Origin of the sequence: Thermotoga profunda AZM34c06 (assembly GCF_000828675.1) — a bacterium.
Lineage (GTDB): Bacteria > Thermotogota > Thermotogae > Thermotogales > DSM-5069 > Pseudothermotoga_B > Pseudothermotoga_B profunda.
In genome coordinates, this window is record NZ_AP014510.1 from 1462060 (window position 1) to 1486891 (window position 24832).

A 24832-nucleotide genomic window follows, 5' to 3' on the forward strand; every position below is an offset into this window, starting at 1 on the left:
GAAATCTTTAAATTGGGGGGAGATAAGAATTGGCTTTTTTTCAAAAACAACCTCTTATGAGAAAAGTTTTGTATTCGCTTATACCGATCTATGTTTTTTCATTTTATCTTTATGGGTTAAGGGTATTGTGGATTGGTTTTTTTGTGTTCGGTACTGGAATTTTTACAGAATATGTAATGGAAAAACAAAAAAAGAAACCAGTAAGTGAAGCTGTTTTGGTGACCTGTTCACTTTTGTTGTTATCTTTACCTCCATCAATTCCTTGGTGGATCGCCGTTATTGGTTCTTTCTTTGGAGTTTTCTTTGCCAAAGAGGTGTATGGAGGATTTGGAAGAAATATCTTCAATCCGGCGATTGTGGGAAGGTTATTCATCTATATATCTTTCCCCGTAGCCATGACAAGCAAATGGCTGTTGCCCAGAGTTGATGCATCGACATCGGCAACACCTCTTGATCTTCTTAGAAATGGACAGGATGTTGATTTGAAAAATCTCTTCTTGGGAATCAGACCAGGTTCTATTGGTGAAAGCTGTATACCTTTGATTATAGCCGCTGCGATTTACTTGGTACTTACTAAAACTGCAAGTTTTCGAATAATCATTTCCACCTTTTCTTCTGCAACAATCTTAACGGTCCTTTTGAAAATGACTGGGATAGGTCCTTCGCCTTTCGCAATGCTCTTGTCTGGAAGTTTTCTTTTCGTGACTGTTTTCATGGCTACAGATCCTGTCACAGCGCCAAAGAAAAAGATTTCCCAGTGGATCTATGGAGTCATCATTGGTGTTTGCACTGTATTGATAAGAAACTTCTCTCTGTTTTCGGAAGGAACGAGCTTTGGTGTTTTGATTGGTAATACATTTGCCTCACTTCTTGATGAAATATCATCAAAGAAGGTGAAACAGTGAACAAAGAAGGTAAGTTCTACACAATATTATTCAGTTTCATCACAACTTTTGTTTTTGTATTGTTACTGTCTTTGCTCAACGCATCGACAATTCAAAGAATTCAAGATAATGAACGTTTATTCAAAATCAAAGCGATCCTGAAGGCTTTCGGTGTCGAGTATAAAAATGACCAAGAGGCATTGTCAAATTTTGAAAAATATGTGAAAACCAAAAGAATTAACAATGTTGATCTCTACTATATAACCTCCGATGCACAAACTCTTTATGGTATTGTCTTCAATGGCAGTGGTTTGTGGAGTAATATATCAGGTTTTATCTCAACAGATGAAAATGTCGAGAAAATTGTAGGAATAGAATTCATCTCACAAGCCGAGACACCAGGACTCGGTGGTCGCATTGAAGAAGAATGGTTTAAAAATCAATTTCGGTCCGAAAAATTGGTCAACGGAACAATAACAATCCAGATTGGTGGTACTGGCGACTATGATCATGAAAATGGCAAGGTAGATGCTATCACCGGTGCAACACAGACATCCAAGTCCTTGGAGAGGATAATCAATGACCATTTGAGCATTCTACGTGATATTTTGGGGGTGCGACAATGAATGAATTCACAAAGATCTCCAAAAACAATTTGATAAAAGAGAACCAAATACTGATTCAAGTTCTTGGTATTTGTTCAACTCTTGCAGTAACGAATAATTTAAGAAATACCATGATAATGGCGATCGGTGTTACCTTGGTTACTGGGTTGTCTAATTTGACAGTTTCTTTTTTAAAAAAATATATACCCCGTAAAGTTAGGATGATGGTTGAAACCCTTATAATTGCATTTTATGTGATAATTGTCGATATCATACTGAGGGCTTACTTACCCGATGTAAGTAAAGCACTTGGACCATATGTTGGGCTGATTATCACCAACTGTATAATCATGGGCCGAGCTGAAGCATTTGCTCAAGCAAATACTCCATTGATTTCTCTTTGGGATGGTCTTACAGCTGGAGCTGGTTATGCATTAGTTTTGGTGATTGTGGCATTCATTCGTGAATTGCTTGGCTTTGGAACGATTTTCAACATCCGTATTATGCCAAAGAGTTTCACACCATGGACTATCATGGTTATGGCACCGAGCGCCTTTTTCATAGTCGCATTGCTCATGTGGGTGGCAAAGTCAATGTCTCTCAAGGCAGGTGGAAAGAAATGAATATCAATCCAGTTGTTCTTTTTTTCGCTTCAGTTTTCACGAGTAATATTTTGTTGACAAATTTCTTAGGTATGTGCTCTTATATTTCAATATCAAAAGATTTGAATTCGTCAAATGGTCTTGGCATGGCAGTCACTTTTGTAATGACAGTTACAACTGTTCTCAATTGGTTTGTTTATCACTACATCATAGTACCTTTTGGTTTGGATTATTTGAGATACATAATCTTTATAATTGTCATAGCTGCTGTGGTACAAATTTTGGAGATGGTGATCGATAGAATTTCACCCTCACTGTACATGACATTAGGGATCTTTTTGCCATTGATCACTGTGAACTGTGCAATACTTGGTGTGACACTTTTTATGCAACTGAGAAATTATTCATTGCTTCAATCTCTATTTTATGGACTTGGTTCAGGACTTGGTTGGTGGCTTGCAATAATTCTTTTGGCTGCGATAAGAAAGAAAATAGACAATGCACCGGCACCAGCAGGTTTGAAGGGAACAGGTCTTACATTCATAACAATTGGAATCATGGCAATGGCATTCATAGGCTTCTCTGGGATGATACGAGTTCAGTGAGGTGAAAAGATGTCACTCGTTTTGATAACGACATTAATTACTTCCGCAATTAGTGCGCTCTTAGCAGGTGCTATAGTATTGATCGATTCCTTTGTCAATAACTATGGGTTGGTTAAAATCACTATTAACAAAAGAAAGACCATCGAAGTCAAGGGTGGTTCGCCGCTCCTTTTTACTTTGGCATCCCAGGGAATATTCATACCCTCGGCTTGTGGGGGAAGAGGTAGTTGTGGGGTGTGCAAGGTGAAGGTTTTGACCGATGTTGGAGCGTATCTTCCCACTGAGACACCTTATATTTCAAAAGAACAAATGAAGGAAAATATCAGACTTTCTTGTCAAGTCAAGGTCAAGAAGAATCTTGAAATAGAGATTCCAGATGAACTTCTTTATGCTAAAAAATTCAAAGCCATTGTTGAAAAGATAAAGAATGTTACCTACGATATAAAAGAATTGACACTACAACTTATAGAACCACAGACGATTGATTTCAAGGCAGGACAGTATGTTCAATTATCGATACCACCATATGGCAAGATCGATCAGATCACTCAGAGGGCATATTCGATCTCTTCTGTTCCAAGTCAAAAAAATAAAATAGAGCTCCTGATAAGACTTGTACCTGGTGGTGCGGCAACCACTTATGTACACAATTACATGAAAGAGAAAGAGATAATCGAATTCACAGGACCATTTGGGGAATTTTACGTTCGTGAAACCGATGCTACAATGATCTGTGTTGCTGGTGGTTCTGGGATGGCACCAATAAAGTCAATAATCTTCGACTTGTATGAAAAAGGTACTAGCAATCGAGAGATATGGTATTTCTTTGGAGCAAGATCGTTGAAAGATCTTTTCTATGTTGATATGTTCAAAGATTTAGAAAAGAAATGGAATAATTTCCACTTTGTACCAGCTCTCTCGAATCCTCTTCCTGAAGATAACTGGAATGGTGAAACTGGATTGATAACAGATGTCTTGGATAAATATCTCAAAAATAAAATAGAAAAATCTAAACCAAAAGAAGGATATCTATGCGGTAGTCCAGGTATGATCAATGCCTGTATTCAAGTGATGAAGACCAATGGTATTCCAGAAGAAAAGATCTATTATGACAAATTCGCTTGATGGGGTGGTTGAATGAAAATGTCCCCGGAGTATGTCGAAGCTCAAAAAAATATGAAACCAGGTGTGATAAGTTCTGTTGGTTTTCTTGGCGATGATACACGCAATTTAGTTCAAATAATTGAAGAAGACGAGCGAATAATGAGTCAGTTGGGATTGGATTTTGAAAAAGTTGCAGCATGGATGAAAAAAATGATGAGCAAAGCAATAAAAGGGCTCGGAGAAACTGTGTTGATCGACGATAAATGGGAAGCGACTATTTATGAGGCGCGCGGTTTTATTCCATGTCCATTCAAAGATGGAATTTTCAGAAAAAGGTTAGTTCATGTAAGAAATACAGTGAACAATGCCCAAATCGATTTCAGTGAGTTGTCAATACACCTTTTGGAGAAACACCATTTCTTGCAAGGGAAAGGCTCACCTTTCAGAATAGAACCACATGTACTAAAACAGGTACTTGAATGATCTATCTTTCGGTAATGATCGTTCCCGGTATTCGCAGTTTTTTCTCAAGATTCGAGAAGACAAAAGACATAATCCAGACGATTGACAGATAAATAAGAGCGGTGAGCAAATAGACTTTGAAAAATTCAAAGTTTCTGCTGGCTATAAACTTTGCTTGTGCCATCATCTCTGGTGCACCGATTATATAAGCCATCGAGGTATATTTCAATAAATAAATGAACTCATTGGTCCAGGCTGGGATGACTCGCCTGAGTGCTTGTGGAAGGATTATGAATCTAACTGCTTGCCATTTTCTCATTCCTATAGATAGCGCTGCCTTCATCTGGCCTGAGCCGATTGATTGAATTGAGCCCCTTAAGTATTCCGCTTGATAAGCTGCGCTGTTTATAGAAAAGCCTATCAACGCCGCTAAAAGCGGTGTTAAGCGAATTCCATAGACTGGCAACCCATAGTAAAGTATGAAAAGTTGAACCAACATCGGTGTTCCACGTATTAATTCAATAAATCCTGTGCTAATTAGACTCACAAATCTGTTCCCATAGACTTTACATAGACATAATACAGTTCCCAAAATAAGACCAATGACTGCTGTGAAAACAGTCATATATAGAGTTACAACCAAACCATTGAGAAGTTTTGGCATCGAAACGAGTATTATCTGCCAAAAACTCATTTGATCTTTTCCTCTCCATACAACTCTGTGAGTTTTCTGAGAAATTGCCTTGTTCTGTCTTTTTGAGGATTGGTGAATATTGAAGATGGTGGACCTTGTTCGACGATGATTCCATTTTCCATAAAAATGATTTCGTCTGCAACTGTCCTTGCAAATCCAAGTTCGTGTGTAACAACCAACATGGTCATACCCGATTTTGCAAGGTCGGTCATCACCGAGAGAACTTCCCCGATGAGTTCAGGATCAAGTGCAGATGTTGGTTCGTCAAAGAGCATTAATTTTGGCCTCATTGCAAGCGCTCTTGCGATTGCTACGCGCTGTTTTTGTCCACCAGATAGTTGCGAAGGATAAAGTTCTGCTTTTTGTGAGAGGCCTACCTTAGATAATTGTTCTAACGCGATCTGTGTCGCTTCTTCTTTTGGTAACTTCTGAACTTTTATTAAACCAATTCTCACATTATCAAGAGCTGTTAAGTGATTGAACAAGTTGAAATCCTGAAAAACATATCCTATTTTTTGTCTCATTTTATGTGCATTGTGTGAAGTTATTTCCTCACCTTCGAGCCAAATTCTTCCATAATCTGGCTCGACCAATCTGTTTATACAAGCAAGCAATGTACTCTTGCCTGTACCACTTGGCCCTATTATGACCTTTGTTTCACCCTTTTTGAGTTCGAGTGAGATACCTTTTAAAATCTCATTCTTGCCATAACTTTTCTTGAGATCTTCAATCTTTAAAATGATCTGGATCAATGTGAAACCTCCTTGGTCTCAAAACCAGGTATTTGCATTTTCTTTTCTATATATCCCATTAATTTGTTTGCTGAAATAGTCATTACAAGATATATAGCTGCACAGGTGAGAAAGATAATCATTGGTTCATAGGTTGTCGAGATGATGTAACTCCCCTGTCTTAACAATTCAACTACCCCAAGCGCATAAGCCATAGATGAATCTTTCAGAACCACTGTGAATTCATTCGTCCAAGGAGCGATGGAGAACCTCAGCGCCTGTGGAAAAACTATGTATCTGAAACTTTCAAATGGCGTCATTCCAATCGATAGAGCGGCTAACGTCTGACCCTTTCCAACAGAGAGAATAGCCCCTCTGAAAATCTGAGATTGATAGGCAGAGCTTCTTATACCCAGACCGAGGACACACGATACGAATGGGGCAAATTTGATTCCAATCTCTGGGAGTCCGTAGAAAATCAACATCAATAGGACAAGAAGAGGGATACTTCTGAACGTTCTTTCATAAAGAGAACAAACAAAACGGGCAACACGGCCACCATAAACTTGAGCAAAACTCACTGGTACCGCGATCACAAAACCAAGTCCAAGACCAAGAATTGTCAATTCAACAGTGACCAATGTGCCCTTGAGAAGAACAGGTAAAGAGCTGACGATTAATGATAGTTTTTCTACTGTTCAACCCCCCACTTGCTAAAAATACTTGTCAATCAATTCTGCCATTTTTCCTGTTTCATTCAAAATCTTGATAGCACTGTTGATTTTGTCCAGTAATTCTTTATTCCCCTTCTTTACAGCTATTCCATACTGTTCCCCCGTAACAATGATACCCACAACCTTGACGGGTCTTATAACTGCAAACCTGTTAGCAACTGGGGAATCTAAAACAATCGCGTCTATGTTCCCGTTCAAAAGATCACTGAGAGCGAGTACAAAAGTATCATATCTCTTGAGATTTTTCTCTGGAAGTAAACCTTTACCTACTAAATTATCAGTACACCACAAATCTCCAGTTGTACCAGTTTGAACACCTATTCTACCTTTCTGATACAAGATGGTTATTGTCAAATCACTGTCAGCTTTCACAATGATACTCTGATCTGCTGTCCAGTATGGTATTGAAAAATCCACTACTTGTTTACGTTCATCGGTTATCGTCATGGCTGCAGCAACTACATCAACCTGGCCTGCTCTCAATGCTGGTATTAAAGAATCAAAACTCATATCAACAAACTTCAGTTCGAAATCAGCCAATTTTGCAATTTCACGCATCAAATCCATATCAAAACCCACAAATTGTCCGTTTTCGATATACTCAAAAGGTGGAAAATCAGCACTGGTTCCAAGGGTTACAGTTTTTGCATAAACAAAACTAACCACTAAAAGTAAAAAGATCATAATACATTTGGTTAATTTCATTCAATCCCTCCCTTCAAAACTACATTATACTATAACACCAAGATCGTTTTCAATTCATAATTGCTTTGCATACTTAGTAAACCACAAAGAAAAAAGAAAACTAAAAAGAATCACACCAGACAATAAAAAATATCCATAAAAACTGAAGGTCTGTTTATCAAACGGTTGTATCTTCAAAAGCGATGCTACTACCAAGCCGAAAACGAAATTTTTGGTTTGATTAGGAAATCTCTCATACAGATATTTCATAAACAATGTGCAAGCAGCTATACCAAATACAACACCTACACCAAACGGAATTAGAACAGCAAAATTCAGAGCGCTAACTGCGTTTATTATATCTTTATATACCCCAAAGATGAGCATAACAAGAGAACCACTCAAACCTGGCATAACCATAGCAAATGCCGCAACAAAACCTGCAATTGGTAGAAAGATACCAGACACCTTGAATGAAAATTTGATATTTTCAACAAAGACAAAAAGAAAAATTCCAACAAAGATATAACCGAATTTAATTTTACCAAGGCTCTTGAACAAAAAAGGAATCGTACCAAGAACAAGCCCAAAAAATGCGGCATAGGTAAACCCCGTAGCTTTATCCAATGCCAAGCTCATCAGTTTTGAACCCATTAAGAGTGCGCTTAAAAGCCCTATGCCGACCATTATGATAAATCTAAATTGTTCTTTATTCAACTTGAATCTAACCGTATCAGCAATAGTTCTTATCAATTTTTCATAGATTCCAAGTACAACGGCGATCGTCCCACCGCTGATTCCAGGTACAAGATTTGCTAAACCAATCAATATTCCTGAGACTACCTCTCTCATAGTTCTAATTAATCCCTCCTTGCAAATTCTACACTCAATTTGTGTATCAATGAATATCGATTTTTTGCATAGCTCAAAGAAATCATTGAGAATATTTAAAAATATTTGTAAACTTGACTTGCCTTTGAAATGAGCGTAAAATAATGTACGTACCTTTGCTTGGAGGTGAAAGCCATAGTCCCAAAATACAAACTAATTGAACAGTCCTTAATAAAGGAACTTAAATCAGGAAGATATTCTTTAGGTGTCAAGTTGCCAACGGAAAAAGAACTGATGGAGAAATTTGACGCAAGTAGAGAAACTGTGAGAAAGGCCCTCGATAGACTTGCTGTGAAGGGATTCATCGTTCGAAAACCTGGCGTTGGAACATTTGTAAATGCTGAAAGAGAAAATCAAACTGTGGGAATAATCGTTCAACAAATAACCAGTTATATCTTTCCCTATGTTGTTCTTGGGGCAGAGGACTACTTGTTTAGAAATGGATACAAAATGTTGTTAGGAAACGCTTCGGAAGATCCAAATAAAGAAAGACAAATAATAACAGAATGGGTAGAATCTGGCGTAACTGGTTTGATAATAGATCCAGTGTGCAGTGCAACGAAAAGATCGAACAAAGATTATGTGGAGACACTGGTAAAAGAAGGTATAAAGGTTGTCTTGGTCCACAGTAATTGGAAAATAGATGGTGCAGGTAGTGTCACTCTGGATGATGCATATGGTGGTGCAAAAGCCGCTGAAATTTTTCACCAATTCGGCCATAAAAGAGTTGCAGTTCTTTACAAGTCTATACATCTACCGAGTGTTGTGAGAGCTTCAAGTTTTATCGATTGCGCAAAACAACTTGGTTTTGAAAAAATTTATGAGAAATCATTCAACGTCTCTGAATTTACTGGAGCTCCGATGCAAAGTGCATATGAACTTCTGAATATGCCTAAACAGTTGCGACCAACGGCCATTTTTTGTTATAACGATGCCACAGCCTTGCAAGTTCAATTGGTGGCAAAAAGACTTGGGTTGAACATACCAGATGACATATCCGTGATTGGTTTCGATGATGCACCCATAGGTGATTTCAGAGAAATGCTCACAACCTTTGCCCATCCAAAGGAAGATGTGGGAAGAAAAGCCGTGGAAATCTTGTTGGGAATGCTGCATGGTCAGAAGTCCGAAAGGTATGTAATGCAACCTGAATTGATAGAAAGAAGTTCTGTTTGTAGTCCTAAGACCACTTGAATGGGGTGATCATATGTATGAAATGGAAAAGCAGTTACTTTACGAAGCTCATTTGACACTTGAAAAATATGATTTAGTTGCTTATACAAGTGGAAATGTGAGTTTGAGAATTAAAGATCATGTGATAATCAAGCCTTCTGGTGTGGCATATTCAGTTTTGAAGCCTTCTGACATGATTATTGTAGATCTGTATGGCAATGTCATAGAAGGAAATATGAAACCATCTGTTGATACTGCAACCCACTTGTATTTATACAGAAATATAGAATGGGCAAAATCCATCATACACACACATTCTACCTTTGCAACTGTTTTTGCAGTACGCGAAAAATGCATACCAGTTTTGTGCACAGCGCACGCAGATGTTTTTGGCGAAGAGATCCCAGTTACAGAATATGCCCCAGTGGGATCTGAAGCAATTGGTAAAGCTGTGCTAAAAGTGATCGGAAAATCTGGAACAGTTTTACTCAGAAAACATGGAGTAATAGTGGTGGGTAAATCCTTAGATGACGCCGTGAAAAAGGCGGTGTTTCTGGAAGAAATATCAAAGATGAGTTATTTTGCAATGGCAAATCATCATGTAGAACCTTTAGACCCTTCCGAAGTTGACAGATTGAACAAACAATACCACACAAAATATGGACAGGCAAATAACTTATAGAGAAGAGTTTCTGTGTTTTCATTTGCCTTTTCTGAAAACAGCAAAATTCCCGTTGAGATTTTCCTGATATGAAAGATAAGTCGTCAATTTGATGAATTCAGTTCAAATATACAACACAATTAAGAACATTTGTGTGACATTTTCTTGTTCGATCAGAAGATTATTCAAGAGAAATAGAGAAAATGAAAGAAATCAAACGAAATAATAAAATATCTACTAATGTTTTGCCTTTTTATGTCATACACATCTGTTTTTAGCATTTGAGCATAATCTTGCAGCTGTGTATAATTGTCATGATAATGTACGTACAAATAACACTCTTCTAAACGCCGCGATTTTTGTTGTGTTCTTCAGTGGAAATAGTTGATCAATCATTTCATTGTGTTGAACACAAAAAATCTAAGGGGGAGGTGTTATCATGAAAAAAGTTTTGCTTTTTATCTTGATAGTGTTGAGTGCACTTGTCTTTGCAGAGATCACCGTAAGTGTAGTTGCATGTTCCGATAATGCCGATTCATTAAAATGGTTGGCAGAAGAATTCATGAAGAAAAACCCAGATATCAAAGTTGAAGTCACCACACTGTCTTGGGAAGTACTGTATCCAAGAATTCTCGCAGATATAAGTGCAAAATCCGGTGCCTTTGACGTCTTCAACTGGGATGTCATGACAGCAGGGGCAGTCAGCCAAGGTTGTGTAGATCTGTTTGAATTCATTAAGCAAAATCCAGATCTCGTGGATCCAAATTATGATATGGATGATTTATTGCCACTCGCGAAGAATCTGGGCATTTGGGATGGTAAGCTCGTTGGCTTTCCGTATTTCAACAACACTATGTTGTTTTACTACCGAAAAGATCTCTTTGAAAACCCAAAGTACAAAGAAGAGTTTGAAAAAATGTTTGGCAGACCGTTAAGAGTTCCAACCACTTGGGCAGAAGCTGTGGACGTTGCAAGATTTTTCACAAAATCTTATAACAAAAATTCTCCAACACAATATGGTATAGCCTTGATGTTCCCAACAACACATACAATGTTCTATATGTATTTGATTTTCTTTGGACCGTACAGAAGAAGTGTCGAAGGTTTAAATCGTTTTGGACCAGTCGATCTTGACTATGGAGATTATTTCACTGCCGACAAAAAACCTGCGTTTGCAAGTGATTTAGGCTTAAAAGCATTTGAAGATATGAAGGCTCTCATGCCGTATTCACCGGACCCACTTGGATCAGATTATGGAGAAACACTTGAGTACTTTGCAAAAGGTGTAGTTGCGATGGTACCACAATGGACTAATCCATATCTACAATTTAAATCTTCACCAGCATTGCAGCCAGCAGATGAAAAGATCGGTATCGCACCAATGCCAGGACGTTCTGTGGCTGGTAACTGGGCTCTTGGCATAAATAAATTCATCTCACCTGAAAAACAAAGAGCCGCTTTCAAATTCATTCAGTTTGCCACATCAAAATGGGCAGATAAAGAAAAGCTCATCAGATTCGCAATCGCTCCTGTGAGAAAATCCACCCTTGAAGATATAGAAGCACAAAAGGCTATACCATGGGTAAAAGTTCTTCCATCGATTTATGCCGATGAAACATTCAGGCCCAGAATACCAGAAGAACCAAGACTTGAGGATATCAGTAACATTAATTTTGCAAAAATCCTTTCTGGTGAACTTCCTCTAACGCTTGACACACTAAATAAGCTGGCAGCCGAGTGGGAAAAAGTCCTTGCAAAGTGAATGTGAACTTGGGGTAGGCAGCAAGTGCCTACCCTTTATATTCTTTTTCCTTTCAAGGAGGGGACGAAGTTGATGACAGCGCGCAGAAAAACTGGTCTGTTCATGGTATTGCCAGCTATTATTCTTTTTCTCGTTATGACTATTTATCCCTTTGTATATATGATCTACAATTCCTTCACAAATCTTGATCTTTCAAAAGCTGGCACAGGTCAATTCATCGGGTTTAAAAATTACACAGACATTATCCGTGATCAACTCGCTCTTTCTTCAATAGAATTCACTGCTTTAATGGTTTTGATAGCTGTTCCAGTAGAGATGGTTCTGGGTCTGGGGCTTTCTTACTTGATTCGCGGCTTATTTGCCGAGAAAACTTTGAGATCATTGTTCTTGATTCCCATGATGGTACCTGCGGCAGTCGGAGGTTTTGGTTGGAAAATGTTGTTCAACTTCATATTTGGTCCTATAAACTACTTTCTAAGTCTCTTTGGGCTACAACCAATCGAATGGTTTGGCAAAATCAACAGCGCTCGCACAGCAGTGATGATCGTCGAAATCTGGCAGTGGACACCTTTTGTATTTCTTATATTGTACGCCGCTTTGCAAGCCCTGCCAAAAGACATACTTGACGCTGGAAAAGTTGATGGTGCAAGTGGATGGAGGTTGTTTTTACACATTGAACTACCACTCCTAAGGCCCATACTTTATGTAACTTTATTACTGAGAGTGATAGATGTTTTGAGAACTTTTGATAGTGTTTATATGACAACCTATGGTGGTCCGGGTTCGGCAACTTCAACGTGGAGTTTTTACGCTTACAAAGTAACTGTCTCGTATGGTTGGAACATAGGATACGGTTCAGCGCTTTGCGTAATTCTTGTCATTGTCAGTGGTATTTTGATAAATACTTTAACAAAAATTCTGAACATAGGTAGAGAACTTGGACTTTCCAAGGAGTGATCGGTGTGAGTCGAAAAAGAATTATCCAAGTTGTAAGATTTTGTGTGGCATTGATTGTTCTTGCAATTTTTCTGTTTCCCATATACTGGCTTGTTATAACTGCATTTAAGCAAGAATCTGAATGGTTCACAGCACCCCCTACATTCTGGCCATCGAAATTCACATTGTCGAATTTCCTTGGCACTGGTTCAACTACTTTTGGTACTACAACAACATCAATAGCAGGTATAATTCCTTTTCTGCGTAACAGCGTTGTAGTTGCCACTACAACTTCTTTAGTATCAACTATTATTGCAGCATTTGCTGCCTATGCAATTTCCAGAACAAAGATAGGTGGTACAGGCCTTGCTGGTTGGTTCATTTCAATGAGATTCTTACCGCCTATAGCGAGTGCTATACCCCTGTATGTTATCTTTTCAAAGATTTCACTCCTGAACACTTGGTGGGCACTCATCCTTCCTTATCTTGTACCAACTACTGCTCTTTCAATCTGGTTGTTGATATCCTTCTTCAACGAAATCCCTCAGGAAATTGAAGAGGCTGCTTACATAGATGGAGCATCGCGAACAAAAGCATTTCTGCAGGTAGTCTTACCTTTGAGCGCACCCGGTCTTGCCGCCGCGGCAATTTTGGCTTTCATACAGAGCTGGGGAGAATTCTTGCTCGCACTCGTACTGACAAGTAACGCTTCAGCCCAAACCTTACCCGTTTACCTTGGCAGATACATAACTGGCTGGCGAGTTGCCTGGGGACCTCTCTCCGCTGCAGGATTGGTTACAATGTTACCAGTTATAATCTTTGCCCTTATAACGCAACGCTATTTGATTAGAGGATTAACTCTCGGTGCGGTAAAATAGGCTCAATTTGAACTATTCAAAAATAACTACAATCAGTCCTTTTCACATTAACGTATAGTAAAAACTAAAGCAATCACGAGTAAAAACAAGTAACCTGGATCATATCAATAAAGAATCGCTTATTTTGAATTATTTTTACTAAAATCCATTTTATACTGGATTTGACTGGTAAAACAGTATTAATGTAGAGTCATATATGTACGTACGTATTCTCTCAAGATCCGCGCGGATTTTTAGGTTCTTTTGCATATTTTTCAACTATTTATTTTGATATGTACATTTTATACAGACTCAAAAGTGTAGTGAGGGGAATGTTAGAACACAGAGAGGAGGGATAAAATCCATGAGAGTTCTGAGAAATCTTTTCATCTTTGTTATGTTATTAGCACTTGCGACTGGAATATTCGGGGCTAAGGTTATCGAATTAACGTTTACCTTCTGGGGAACTGATCTTGAAGCACAGGTTGTCAACGAAGCTTGTACAAAATTCAATAAATCGCACCCTAATATTAAAGTAGTACCAATGCACATTCCCGCAAACTATATTGAAAAACTCACGGCTATGATCGCAGGTGGTACACCACCACACATAGGATATTTATACGAGCCAAATGTTTTGGACTGGGCTTCTAAGGGTATTCTTTACGATTTAACAGAAGCAATTAAACAGGACACCCTTCTTTCAAACAAACTAACAGAGTTATACTGGAAATACGATCAGGGAAAGAAAATAGCAGGTATCACGGTTGCCGCAGAATTTATGATCACATACTACAACAAAGATTTGTTTGACAAGGCAAAAGTTCCATATCCACCAACAAAACCAGAGGAATGGACATGGGACAAATTTGTTGAGACTGCCAAGAAGTTGACATTTGACAACAAAGGTAGAAGACCTACTGACCCAGGATTTGACCCCGATAATATTGTACAGTATGGAGCAGTTATACCATTATGGTGGTGCCCGTTGATACCATTGATTTGGTCCAATGGTGGAGACATCGCAGATGAGACTGGAACAAAACCGATGATAAACTCTCCCGAAACTATGGAAGCTCTTCAAAAGATTTATGATCTTATCTATAAAGATCATGCTGCTGCCCCACCAACTGTGTCCGATGCGTTTCCAAGCACAAACATAGCTTTACAAACTGGCCAGGTAGCAATGGTGATCGATGGACAATGGTCAATGCAAGAAGCAGGAGAAATGGTTAAAGAAGGGTCACTCAAACTCGGTTTAGCGCCACTCCCATATTTCAAGAAGCCTGTTACTGGTGTAATCGGTACTCCCATAGTTATCTTCAAAGATGCCGTGAAAAGTCCTGAAGTCCTTCAAGCAGCTTTGGAGTTTCATAAGTTCATTCAAGACCCTGAGAATGTTTTACCGCTTATAAGATGCGGTTTGTGGCAACCCACGACTATCGAGTGGTATACGAAAGAAGAATATATCAAAAAATGGATGGATCCAAAAATACATCCATCTGAGTACAAGGCAGCTGTTATTGACTATTATCCTTATGCAAGAAAATACCCAGTGGCATATTTGAAAAATTCCGCGGAGATCAACACGATTTTTGGTCAGGAAATGACAAGAATCTTCTATGGAAATGAAGATATCCAAAAAGTGTGCAATGAAGCCGCTGAAAAATTAAAACCACTACTCGTCGGAAGGTATGATAAGTAATCGGTGTTACTATTTATTCCATTTCAAATTGAAAGGTAGGTGGGTAATGTGAAGTTGAGGTTTGTCATGATAGTTATGTTAATTTTCACGATACTGGTCTCGGCAAAGGTTATTGAATTGAAGTTTGCCTTTTGGGGAGATGAACTCGAGGCAAAAATCGTGACGCAAGCCTGTGAAAAATTCAACCAACTTCATCCTAATATCAAAGTCATACCGATGCACATTCCACAGTATTTGGAGAAACTCTCGGCGATGATTGCTTCTGGTGAACCACCGCACTTGGCATATCTTGTAGAAAGTCGTGCACTTGGATGGGCAGCACAGGGAATTCTAGTAGATCTGAATGAATTACTCCAGAAGGATCCAGATCCAATAATTGTGAATAAATTACCTCAGCTGTACTGGAAGTTCGATGGCGGCAAAAAATTAGCAGGTGTGAGTTTTGCCGCAGAATTTATGATCACATACTACAACAAAGATTTGTTTGACAAGGCAAAAGTTCCATATCCACCAACAAAACCAGAGGAATGGACATGGGACAAATTTGTTGAGACCGCCAAGAAGTTGACATTTGACAACAAAGGTAGAAGACCTACTGACCCAGGATTTGACCCAAAGAATATCGTTCAGTATGGTGCAGCAATCGGTGGTGGAGGAACAAGTCCGTGGGTTTTGTATCCTCTCTTATGGTCTAACGGCGGAGATATAGTGAGTGAAGATGGAAAACAGGTTATGTTAGATTCCCCTGCAACTATTGAAGCTATTCAGAAAATATACAATTTGATTTATAAAGATTATGCTGCCATAGCACCAGCTGCAGCAGATGCCTTTCCGAGTCTGAATGTCGCTTTACAAACTGGTCAAGTCGCCATGGTCCTTGATGGTCAATGGGCGATGCAAGAAGCTGCACAGATAGCCAAAGAAGAAGGTATGAGATTTGGTGTAGCGCCACTTCCATACATGAAGACTCCTGTCACCGGAGTGGAAGGGGCACCGATTGGTATATTCAAAGATGCTGTCAAAAATGACCCAGAAGTGTTACAAGCCGCGTGGGAGTTTTATAAATTCATTCAGAACCCAGATCAAGTTGCAGAAGTGGTCAGAAGCGGTTTGTGGCAACCAACTACACTTGACTGGTACACAAAGGAAGAATACATCAATAAGTGGCTGAATCCACAGGTACATCCTAAAGAATACAAAGATGCAGTTGTGAATTATTACAAGTATGCAAAACCATATCCAAATGCATATTTGAAGAATGTCGCAGAAATCAATACAATAGTTGTTCAAGAAATGAGCAGAATTTTCTATGGACAAGAAGATATCGCTAAGGTCTGTAAAGAAGCTGCTGAAAAGATTAGACCACTCTTGGCCGGAAGGTATGATAAGTAATCATTTTGTTTTTATTCAGAGGGGGATATTCCCCCTCTGTTTTATATGGAAGGGGTGTGAAGAAATTTGAGAAAATTTGAGACAAAATGGGGTATTATGCTCGCTTTACCGGGAATTCTTGGATATTTTCTGTGGGTACTTGGACCGACAATTGCTGCGATATTCATGAGCTTCACAAACTGGTCACTCGCAGGAAAACCTCAATGGATAGGATGGGAAAACTACACAAAACTTTTCAACGATTTCATATTCAGAAAATCACTTTTTGTCACTTTTTATTACGCAATTGGGAGTGTAGTAGCCAGTTTGGTTGTCAGCTTTTTCTGGGCATTGTTATTAAATGTGAAGGTTCCAGGGAGATCACTTTTTAGAACATTTTTCTTTATACCATCGATTACACCATCTGTTGCAGTTGCAATGGTGTGGTTGACTTTGTATCATCCTCAGTTTGGTTTACTAAATTATATTTTCAAATCGATAGGTCTACCGGCATTGAAATGGATATACGACGAGAAACAAGTGATACCCGCGTTTATTGTAATGAGTACCTGGACTGTGGGTTATACAATAACTATTTTTCTTGCAGGTTTACAGGGTATACCAGAATATCTCTATGAAGCGGCTATGCTTGACGGCGCAACATGGTGGCACAGGCTTTGCCATGTCACAATCCCCATGATGACACCTACCATATTCTTTAATTTACTCATGGGTATCATAGGTGCATTGCAAGGTGGATTTACGCAAGCGTACATCATGACCAGTGGTGGGCCAAATTATGCGAGTATGTTTTACACATACTATATCTTTCTCAATGGATTTCAGTATGGAAAGATGGGGTATGCGTGTGCATTGTCGGTGATTATCTTTGCAATAATAATATGTCTGACCGTTATTATATTCAGAACATCTCGATACTGGGTTTATTACGAAGCTCTGAGAAAATGAATCTTGGGGGTGTATGAAGTGGCAAGAAAAACAAACCTTCTCACAGGTAAGGCTGTTACTTTCATCATATTGGTACTTGGTTCAGTAGTATATTTATTGCCTTTCATTTGGCTTATCAGGAGTTCCTTGATGTCTTCTGGTCAAATCTTCAGAATGCCACTTGAGTGGATCCCTAAACCGTTCAGATGGCAGAACTATCCGCAAGCCTTGACAGCAATGCCATTCTTCAGATATCTGCTCAACACATTGATCGTGTTGTTCTTTGTAGAAGCTGGTACTTTGTTGACAGCTCCAATGGCAGCCTTTGCGTTTTCCAGATTACGTTGGCGTGGTAGAGATTTGTTATTTTTTGTGATTTTGACTTCTTTAATGATACCTTATGCAGTTACATTAATTCCAACGTTTATCCTGTGGAAATCACTTGGTTTTGTGAATACTTATCTACCCTTAACAGTCCCTGCTTGGTTTGGTGGTAGCGCCTATTACATCTTTATGTTAAGACAGTTCTTTGCGGGATTACCAATAGAACTCGATGAAGCAGCTTACCTTGATGGTGCAACACCCTGGCAAGTTCTGTGGAAAATAGTTGTACCACTTTCAAAACCGGCATTAATAACTGTAGCTGTTTTCACTTTCTTAGGAGTCTGGGGAGATTTAATGGGACCGATCATCTATTTAAATGACGCAAACAAATACACATTGGCAGTTGGTTTGACAATATTCCGTGGTGCTTACAGTACAAAGTGGAATCTGTTAATGGCAGCTTCTTCAGTGATAATGATTCCGCCTATCCTGATATATTTCATCGGACAAAATTATTTCCAGCGCGGTATAGTGATGACTGGAATGAAATAATTGTGAGGGAGGGAGAGTAAATATGCAAAATAAAGTACCTGTTGACACACGGAAAAGTCCGTATGCAGTTTTGAGGGGTGTAGAGATATCTGATGTTCAGATATCTGGCTTTCTTGGTGGTTATCTTGAAAGAGCAGCTAATGTAACTCTGCCGAGTATGTATGAAATGCTCGAAAAAACAGGAAGGATAGACAATTTGAGATTTGCATCTGGTAAAAAGAAAGGTACTTTCCAGGGGTTTCGCTTCAACGACACTGATGTACACAAATGGGCTGAAGCAGTTTCGTATCTTTTTGCAACAAGAAAAGATGTGAGACTTGAGAAAGTCCTTGATACAGCTATCGAGGAAATCAGAGATGCTCAGGATGATGATGGTTATGTAGATAGCTATTATCCCAAAGATAAAAGAAACGAAAGATGGACAGAACTTGGCTGGTCTCATGAAATGTACTGCGCAGGCCATTTGATCCAAGCTGCTGTTGCACACAAAAGAGTCACAGGCAATGATTCACTATTCAAGATAGCCAAAAAATTTGCAAACCACATAGACAGCCTCTTCGGACCAAATAAGAGACCAGAGCTCGATGGCCATCCAGAGGTTGAGATGGCTCTTGTTGAATTGTACAGGGAAACAGATGATCTCAGATATCTGAAGCTTGCAGATTATTTTGTACGCGCGCGTGGAAGAGGTTATGCAAGTAGCTCAAAGTATCCTGGAATAACACCAGAATATTTTGTTGATCATAAACCTTTTATTGAACTTGAAGAATTGGTCGGTCATGCTGTTAGAATGTTGTATTTATGCTGTGGAGCCGCCGATGTTTATCTTGAAACCGGTGCAAAAGATCTCTGGCAAGCTCTTGAAAGATTGTGGAATGATCTTGTTCAAAAGAAAATGCATATCACTGGCGGATGTGGGTCCCGATCTGAGTGGGAAGCCTTCGGCAAAGAATATGAATTGCCGAATAAGAGAGCATACACAGAAACCTGCGCGGCGATTGCAAGTTTTATGTGGAATTATAGGATGTTTCTGGCAACTGGTGATGGTAAATACGTAGACACCATGGAACAGGTACTTTACAACGGACTACTTTCGGGTATTTCTTTGGATGGAAAGCATTATTTCTACGATAACCCATTGGAGAACGATGGTACTCATAGGAGAAAAGAATGGTTTGAATGTGCTTGTTGTCCTCCGAATATCGCAAGACTCATTACTTCGTTACCTGGGTATATGTATTCGGTGTCAAAAGATGAATCAAAAATCTTTGTCAATTTTTACGAAAGGAATAAAGCAAATATCAGTACGCGCTTTGGAAACATAAAAATGATAATGGAAACAGATTATCCATGGTCTGAGGAAGTGAACATACATTTTGATAAGTGTGAAGTCACAAAAGAAATATCAATCTGCTTGAGGATACCTGGCTGGGCTGAAGATTTCTCGATTAAACTGAACGGCGAAACGATAAATGCTAAGCCCAAGAACGGTTTTATTGAACTGAAAAAGGCTTGGGGAAAAGGAGACTCTATAGATTTATTCTTCTCAATGCCTGTTGAAATGATTCGAAGTCATCCATTTGTGGAAGAAAACAGGGGCAGAGCCGCTGTCAAGAGAGGACCTGTTGTTTATTGTGCAGAAGGTGTAGATAACAATTTCGAGGTCCGTGCCTTGAGATTGAATCATGAGAAACCAGACTTACATGCCGAGTACGGGAATATTACCAATTTGGGCAAGATCGTCTCAATTTCCGGAAAAGGGTTTGCCTGTGATATGGATGACTGGAAGGGGAAACTCTATGTACCGATGAGAAAGTTGAAAGTCGATAAACCCGTTGAATTCAAACTCGTTCCATATTGTTTGTGGGCTAACAGAGATCCAAAGCCAATGGTTGTTTGGATAAGATTGATATAGAAGGGAGAAACATGTATGAACAGAGCACAAAAATTGTTAGATTCTCTTAGATCTTCTGTATGTAAAGATATCGACACAGTGATGATTTGGAATTATGAGAGCTCGTCAACTGCTAATACCTTTTATTTATCTGGTTTTAGAGGTTCGTGTAGTATCTTGATAATTCGCGATGATTGTAATTACATAATCACTGATTCAAGATATTTTGAACAAGCGGAACAGGAAAGTGATTTTGTTCTAATTAAACATACCGAGGGTAAACTGATCAAAACTGTCGCGGATTTTTTGGATAAATTATCCGCAAAAGTGATAGGTTTTGAGGCTGAAAGACTTGATTGTAAGACTTATAATGAATTAAACGAGAAATTGAACGTTAGATTCGTACCAATTGATGGAATGCTCTATAGTATGCGCTCAATAAAAACCGAGGAAGAAATAGAAAAGATACATGCTGCAAGTAGGATAGCTGAAAAAGCCTTCTTAGAGACACTCAATTTTATAAAAGAGGGCGTATCGGAAATTGAAATATGCGCTGAACTGGAGTACAGAATCAAGAAACTCGGTGCTCAGGTTGGATTTGAGACTCTTGTTGGTTCTGGAGCAAGTACTTCAAAACCACATGTAAAACCAGCAGAAAAAAAACTGAGAAATGGCGAATTGATTCTATTTGATTTCGGCGCTCGAGTAGATGGTTATTGTTGTGATATAACAAGAATGGTATTTTTGGGTAAACCTTCCAAAGAAATAATAGAGTGTTATAATCTTGTGAATGAATCACTCCAAAAGGCTACAAATGAAGGTAAAGCTGGAGTAATTGCGAAGCATATCGATCAGGTAGCAAGACAGGTTATTCTTCAAAGTAAGTATGCCCAATACTGTTTCAAATATGGCTTGGGACATGGAATAGGACTTGAAGTTCATGAATCACCGAGAATGGGACCACTGTTTGATGAACCATTACCATCAGGAGCTGTGATCACTGTGGAACCAGGTATTTATATACCAGGAAGATTTGGTATAAGGATTGAAAATGATGTAATTGTTCGCGATAGTTGTTTTGAAAAAATAACAGCTTTGAGCGAGGATCTCATCAGTCTCTGAAAATTTTTCATAGGAGGTGATCATTTTGGAAACAAAGATTTATGAAGAAATCGAGCAAAGACGTTTGAGTATAAAACCTATGAATGATCGAGTCAAAAAACTGAGAGAAGAGAGTATAAAATCCAAAGAAAAGATATCTGTTGAGCGCGCAAAATTGATAACAGATTTCTACAAAACCAAAGCACCTAAGAACGTTTCCTATCCAGTGCTGCGCGCAATGGCTTTCAAATATCTCATGGAAAATTGCAGCCTTCCAGTTGAAGATGGACAGTTAATAGTTGGCATCAGAGGGACAGGACCAAAAGAAGTTCCCACTTATCCAGAAATATGCGTTCATACCTTGGAAGATCTCAAGACACTGGCAACAAGAAAAAATATGCCGTTTCAGGTCGACAATCAGACACGTAAGGTATACGAAGAAGAAATAATACCCTTCTGGCAAGGACAGGCGATGAGAGATATTATTTTTGAAAACATGACTCAGGAATGGAAAGATGCATATGAAGCTGGCATTTGGACGGAGTTCATGGAGCAACGGGCACCAGGTCACACTTCTGGAGGTGGCAAAATCTTCAAGGTAGGAGTTCTTGATATAAAAAGGAAGATAAAAGAACAAATTGAAAAACTGAACATTTCTGACCCAGATTATCTTGAAAAGATAGAAGAACTAAAAGCCATGGATATAGCCGCTGATGGAATATTAATATATGCTAAGCGATATTCACAAAAACTCAAAGAACTTGCTGAGAATGAAGTGAATAAAGGAAGGAAAGAAGAACTCTTAGAAATGTCTAAGATCTGTGAAAAGGTCCCTGCACATGCTCCGGAAAATTTCTGGGAAGCACTTCAACATTATTGGTTCATTCATGTTGGAATAACATATGAAACGAACCCATGGGATTCCTTCACACCCGGAAGGTTGGATCAGCATATATACAAACTTTTTGAAAGAGATATGAATTCAGGTAGATTGACGCGCGAAAGAGCAAAAGAGCTTCTGCAAGCTTTCTGGCTTAAATTCAACAACCAGCCTTCAGTGCCAAAGGTAAAGATAACAGCGGAAGAAAGTTTTACATACAACGATTTTTCTAAAATCAACATTGGCGGTCTGAAAACAGATGGCTCAAATGCAGTGAATGAGTTGTCATATCTAATACTTGAAGTGCTCAATGAAATGAGAACATTACAACCAAACACAGCAGTTTTACTCAGCGACAAAAATCCAGATGATTTTCTTTTAAAGGCTTTAGAAGTTCTCTCACCTGGTTTTGGTGAGCCACCTTTGTTTAATTACGATAGAATCATTGTTAAAATGTTGCGGCAAGGGAAAACACTTGAAGACGCAAGAGAATCAGGTGTTAGTGGTTGTGTTGAAACAGGAGCTCTTGGAAAAGAAGCGTATATTCTTACTGGATATTTGAATTTGCCTAAGATATTTGAAATAACACTCAATGGTGGAGTAGATCCAAGAACTGGTAAACGCATTGGAGTTGAGACTAAAGAGCCGAGTAGTTTTGAAGAACTCTGGGAATCTTTCATGACTCAACTGAAGTATTTTTTAGATATTAAAATGAAAGGCAACGATATCATTGAGGCTTTGTATGCGAAATACTTACCTGTTCCATTTCTATCTTTGTGGATTGAGGATTGTGTAGAAAATGCAAAGGATTACAACGCTGGTGGAACTCGCTATAATACTCAGTACATCCAGTTGGTTGGACTTGGTACAGTTGTGGATTGTCTTGCGTCTATGAAGTGGAATATTTTTGAAAAAAGACTATTCAGCTACTCAGAGTTGATGAAAGCCCTGAGACAGAACTTTGAAGGTTATGAATACATGAGGCAGGTATTTTTGAATAAAACTCCAAAATTTGGGAATGACGATGATTACGTTGATAACATTGCCAAAAAGTTTGTTGATCAAATTGTTTATATGGTTGAATCTTATCCTGCTTCGCCCATCAGAAAGGCATCTAAAAGATGTTACTTTTTACCAACGACAGTTCATGTTTATTTTGGAAGTGTCACAGGTGCCACACCAGATGGCAGAAAAGCTGGTACACCGGTTTCAGAGGGTATCTCACCGGTTCAAGGCGTCGACAAAAAAGGTGTAGCTGCTGTTTTCAGATCTGTTTGTAAGTGTGATTGGGATAAAACTGGTGGGGCTTTGTTGAATCAGAAACTCACGCCTGATTTAGTCAAGAAGAAAGATAATTTGGAAAAACTCGGTAAATTAATAAGGACATATTTCAGAATGGGTGGACATCACGTGCAATTCAATGTGGTCTCTTCGGAATTATTAAAAGAAGCACAAAAGCGACCAAATGATTTTGAAGATTTGATGGTAAGGGTTGCAGGGTACAGTGATTATTTTGTGAGCCTTCCGAAAGGATTACAAGATGAGATAATCGCCAGAACAGAACAAGGAGAATTTTGATATGCATGGATTGATATTTAACATACAGAGATTCGCCATTCATGATGGTCCTGGTATAAGAACAACGATTTTCATGAAGGGTTGTCCTTTATCTTGCTGGTGGTGTCACAATCCAGAAGGTATATCCCCATTTGCTGAGTTGATGTGGACAAGATATAAATGCATTCATTGCCAATCTTGTGTTACAACTTGTCCAAATAAGGCTTTGAACTTTGAAGAGACTAAACTCATATTGAATAAAGATCAATGTTCATTTTGTGGTAGATGTGCACAAATTTGTCCGACAGATGCTTTGAAATTGATAGGAAAATACATGGAACCCGGAGATATCCTGGAAGAACTTGAAAAAGATACTATGTACTTTGATCAATCTGGTGGCGGCGTCACCTTTTCTGGTGGCGAGCCGCTTTTTCAGATCGATTTTTTACTTGAAGTTCTTCCCAAAATCAAATCACGTCATATTCATGTAACAATTGACACCTCTGGTTACGCGAACACAGAAGACTTAGAAAAGATTTTGCCATACGTTGATCTGTTTCTTTACGATATAAAAATCATTGATAAGACAAAACACGTACAAAATACAGGTGTTGAGAATGACATTATAAAGAAAAATCTGAGATTTCTAATCTCAAAGAAAAAAGAGGTCATAATACGTGTGCCAGTAATACCCAAAGTGAATGATTCACAGCAGGATATTGAAGAACTCACAAAATTTGTGAAATCTTTGGATGGCGATCTGGAAGTAGACTTACTGCCATATCACGATGTTTCAGAAAAATATCAAGCACTGTGGAGAAAAACAAAAAATGCCTCCACAGATGATCTTGCCCAGATCGTTCATAAAATAAAAACCGAACTACAATCGCAAGGATTATATGTGAAAATAGGTGGATAGAATTGATCCAAAAATAAACTTGAAAGAGATATAGAGAAAATCAGAGAAAATCCATAAAAATCAGCAAAATTCTGTTATCATCCCTTCAAAGGCCATCAAATGAGGAAAAGTTCCTAATTATTAACCTTGACTTTGCATATTTTGTTACTTCATAATATGTACGTACATATCACTTCTCTAGTAATGAATGCCCCTT

24 protein-coding genes are annotated in these 24832 nt (G+C 38.7%); 19 read left to right on the forward strand and 5 right to left on the reverse strand.

The genetic code is table 11. The annotated features are described in order from the left end of the window. The first annotated feature begins 29 nt into the window (after window positions 1-29). From TSP02S_RS07065 to TSP02S_RS07090, 6 genes are read left to right on the forward strand one after another with little or no spacing between them, the layout of a single operon-like run. Entirely contained in the window at window positions 30-905 is an 876-nt protein-coding gene (locus TSP02S_RS07065) for an RnfABCDGE type electron transport complex subunit D (protein ID WP_041083007.1), read from the forward strand. After that, window positions 902-1510, forward strand: a complete 609-nt coding sequence (locus TSP02S_RS07070) for an FMN-binding protein (protein WP_041083009.1) — start codon at window positions 902-904, stop codon at window positions 1508-1510. Before TSP02S_RS07065 ends, TSP02S_RS07070 begins: the two co-directional genes overlap by 4 nt. Beyond that, a complete protein-coding gene (locus TSP02S_RS07075) occupies window positions 1507-2112 on the forward strand; it encodes an Rnf-Nqr domain containing protein (protein ID WP_052465372.1) in 606 nt (201 codons plus the stop codon). Before TSP02S_RS07070 ends, TSP02S_RS07075 begins: the two co-directional genes overlap by 4 nt. Next, window positions 2109-2696, forward strand: coding sequence for an Rnf-Nqr domain containing protein (locus TSP02S_RS07080; RefSeq protein ID WP_041083011.1), 588 nt, complete (start codon window positions 2109-2111; stop codon window positions 2694-2696). Before TSP02S_RS07075 ends, TSP02S_RS07080 begins: the two co-directional genes overlap by 4 nt. 9 nt (window positions 2697-2705) lie before the next feature. After that, window positions 2706-3821, forward strand: a complete 1116-nt coding sequence (locus TSP02S_RS07085; RefSeq protein ID WP_041083013.1) for an NADH:ubiquinone reductase (Na(+)-transporting) subunit F — start codon at window positions 2706-2708, stop codon at window positions 3819-3821. 12 nt (window positions 3822-3833) lie between these two features. Continuing rightward, window positions 3834-4283: a hypothetical protein gene (locus TSP02S_RS07090; RefSeq protein ID WP_041083015.1), complete on the forward strand. Its 450-nt coding sequence runs from the start codon at window positions 3834-3836 to the stop codon at window positions 4281-4283. A 1-nt stretch (window position 4284) separates the two neighbouring features. Here the strand turns inward: TSP02S_RS07090 and TSP02S_RS07095 are convergent, their stop codons facing one another. From TSP02S_RS07095 to TSP02S_RS07115, 5 genes are read right to left on the reverse strand one after another with little or no spacing between them, the layout of a single operon-like run. Further along, on the reverse strand, window positions 4285-4926 hold the full coding sequence (locus TSP02S_RS07095; protein ID WP_041084220.1) for an amino acid ABC transporter permease: 642 nt from the start codon (window positions 4924-4926) through the stop codon (window positions 4285-4287). Between the two features lie 26 nt (window positions 4927-4952). Beyond that, entirely contained in the window at window positions 4953-5708 is a 756-nt protein-coding gene (locus TSP02S_RS07100) for an amino acid ABC transporter ATP-binding protein (RefSeq protein WP_041083017.1), read from the reverse strand. Further along, the gene (locus tag TSP02S_RS07105) at window positions 5705-6364 is read right to left on the reverse strand and encodes an amino acid ABC transporter permease (protein ID WP_041083019.1); all 660 of its coding nucleotides are present in this window, start codon (window positions 6362-6364) and stop codon (window positions 5705-5707) included. Before TSP02S_RS07105 ends, TSP02S_RS07100 begins: the two co-directional genes overlap by 4 nt. A 36-nt stretch (window positions 6365-6400) precedes the next feature. After that, window positions 6401-7126 carry a basic amino acid ABC transporter substrate-binding protein gene (locus TSP02S_RS07110; protein ID WP_041083021.1) on the reverse strand — a complete coding sequence of 242 codons (726 nt, stop codon included), beginning with the start codon at window positions 7124-7126 and terminating at the stop codon, window positions 6401-6403. 54 nt (window positions 7127-7180) lie between these two features. Beyond that, complete coding sequence (locus tag TSP02S_RS07115) at window positions 7181-7957, reverse strand: DUF368 domain-containing protein (RefSeq protein WP_041083023.1); 777 nt, start codon at window positions 7955-7957, stop codon at window positions 7181-7183. A gap of 174 nt (window positions 7958-8131) precedes the next feature. On the opposite strand from TSP02S_RS07115, the gene TSP02S_RS07120 reads away from it, so the two are divergent. The 13 genes from TSP02S_RS07120 (at window position 8132) to TSP02S_RS07180 (ending at window position 24636) form a co-directional block, all read left to right on the forward strand. Beyond that, window positions 8132-9190 (forward strand): GntR family transcriptional regulator, encoded by a 1059-nt coding sequence (locus TSP02S_RS07120; RefSeq protein ID WP_041084222.1) that lies wholly within the window; start codon window positions 8132-8134, stop codon window positions 9188-9190. Between the two features lie 13 nt (window positions 9191-9203). Then, the gene (locus TSP02S_RS07125; protein WP_041083025.1) at window positions 9204-9851 is read left to right on the forward strand and encodes an L-ribulose-5-phosphate 4-epimerase; all 648 of its coding nucleotides are present in this window, start codon (window positions 9204-9206) and stop codon (window positions 9849-9851) included. 418 nt (window positions 9852-10269) lie between these two features. Further along, entirely contained in the window at window positions 10270-11592 is a 1323-nt protein-coding gene (locus TSP02S_RS07130) for an ABC transporter substrate-binding protein (RefSeq protein WP_041083027.1), read from the forward strand. A gap of 72 nt (window positions 11593-11664) precedes the next feature. After that, the gene (locus TSP02S_RS07135; RefSeq protein ID WP_041084224.1) at window positions 11665-12549 is read left to right on the forward strand and encodes a carbohydrate ABC transporter permease; all 885 of its coding nucleotides are present in this window, start codon (window positions 11665-11667) and stop codon (window positions 12547-12549) included. A gap of 5 nt (window positions 12550-12554) precedes the next feature. Then, entirely contained in the window at window positions 12555-13406 is an 852-nt protein-coding gene (locus tag TSP02S_RS07140; protein ID WP_041083029.1) for a carbohydrate ABC transporter permease, read from the forward strand. A gap of 343 nt (window positions 13407-13749) precedes the next feature. Next, a complete protein-coding gene (locus TSP02S_RS07145) occupies window positions 13750-15090 on the forward strand; it encodes an ABC transporter substrate-binding protein (protein WP_041083030.1) in 1341 nt (446 codons plus the stop codon). Between the two features lie 66 nt (window positions 15091-15156). Next, window positions 15157-16482 carry an ABC transporter substrate-binding protein gene (locus tag TSP02S_RS07150; RefSeq protein WP_144380743.1) on the forward strand — a complete coding sequence of 442 codons (1326 nt, stop codon included), beginning with the start codon at window positions 15157-15159 and terminating at the stop codon, window positions 16480-16482. 66 nt (window positions 16483-16548) lie between these two features. Continuing rightward, window positions 16549-17430 carry a carbohydrate ABC transporter permease gene (locus tag TSP02S_RS07155; protein ID WP_198407749.1) on the forward strand — a complete coding sequence of 294 codons (882 nt, stop codon included), beginning with the start codon at window positions 16549-16551 and terminating at the stop codon, window positions 17428-17430. Window positions 17431-17448: 18 nt separating this feature from the next. Then, complete coding sequence (locus tag TSP02S_RS07160) at window positions 17449-18285, forward strand: carbohydrate ABC transporter permease (protein ID WP_041083034.1); 837 nt, start codon at window positions 17449-17451, stop codon at window positions 18283-18285. A 22-nt stretch (window positions 18286-18307) separates the two neighbouring features. After that, window positions 18308-20200 (forward strand): glycoside hydrolase family 127 protein, encoded by a 1893-nt coding sequence (locus tag TSP02S_RS07165; protein WP_041083036.1) that lies wholly within the window; start codon window positions 18308-18310, stop codon window positions 20198-20200. Window positions 20201-20215: 15 nt separating this feature from the next. Next, the gene (locus tag TSP02S_RS07170) at window positions 20216-21301 is read left to right on the forward strand and encodes a M24 family metallopeptidase (RefSeq protein ID WP_041083038.1); all 1086 of its coding nucleotides are present in this window, start codon (window positions 20216-20218) and stop codon (window positions 21299-21301) included. Window positions 21302-21317: 16 nt separating this feature from the next. After that, window positions 21318-23738, forward strand: a complete 2421-nt coding sequence (gene hypD, locus TSP02S_RS07175) for a trans-4-hydroxy-L-proline dehydratase (protein ID WP_232503681.1) — start codon at window positions 21318-21320, stop codon at window positions 23736-23738. 1 nt (window position 23739) lies between these two features. Next, the gene (locus TSP02S_RS07180) at window positions 23740-24636 is read left to right on the forward strand and encodes a glycyl-radical enzyme activating protein (protein WP_041083039.1); all 897 of its coding nucleotides are present in this window, start codon (window positions 23740-23742) and stop codon (window positions 24634-24636) included. Window positions 24637-24832 lie beyond the last annotated feature (196 nt).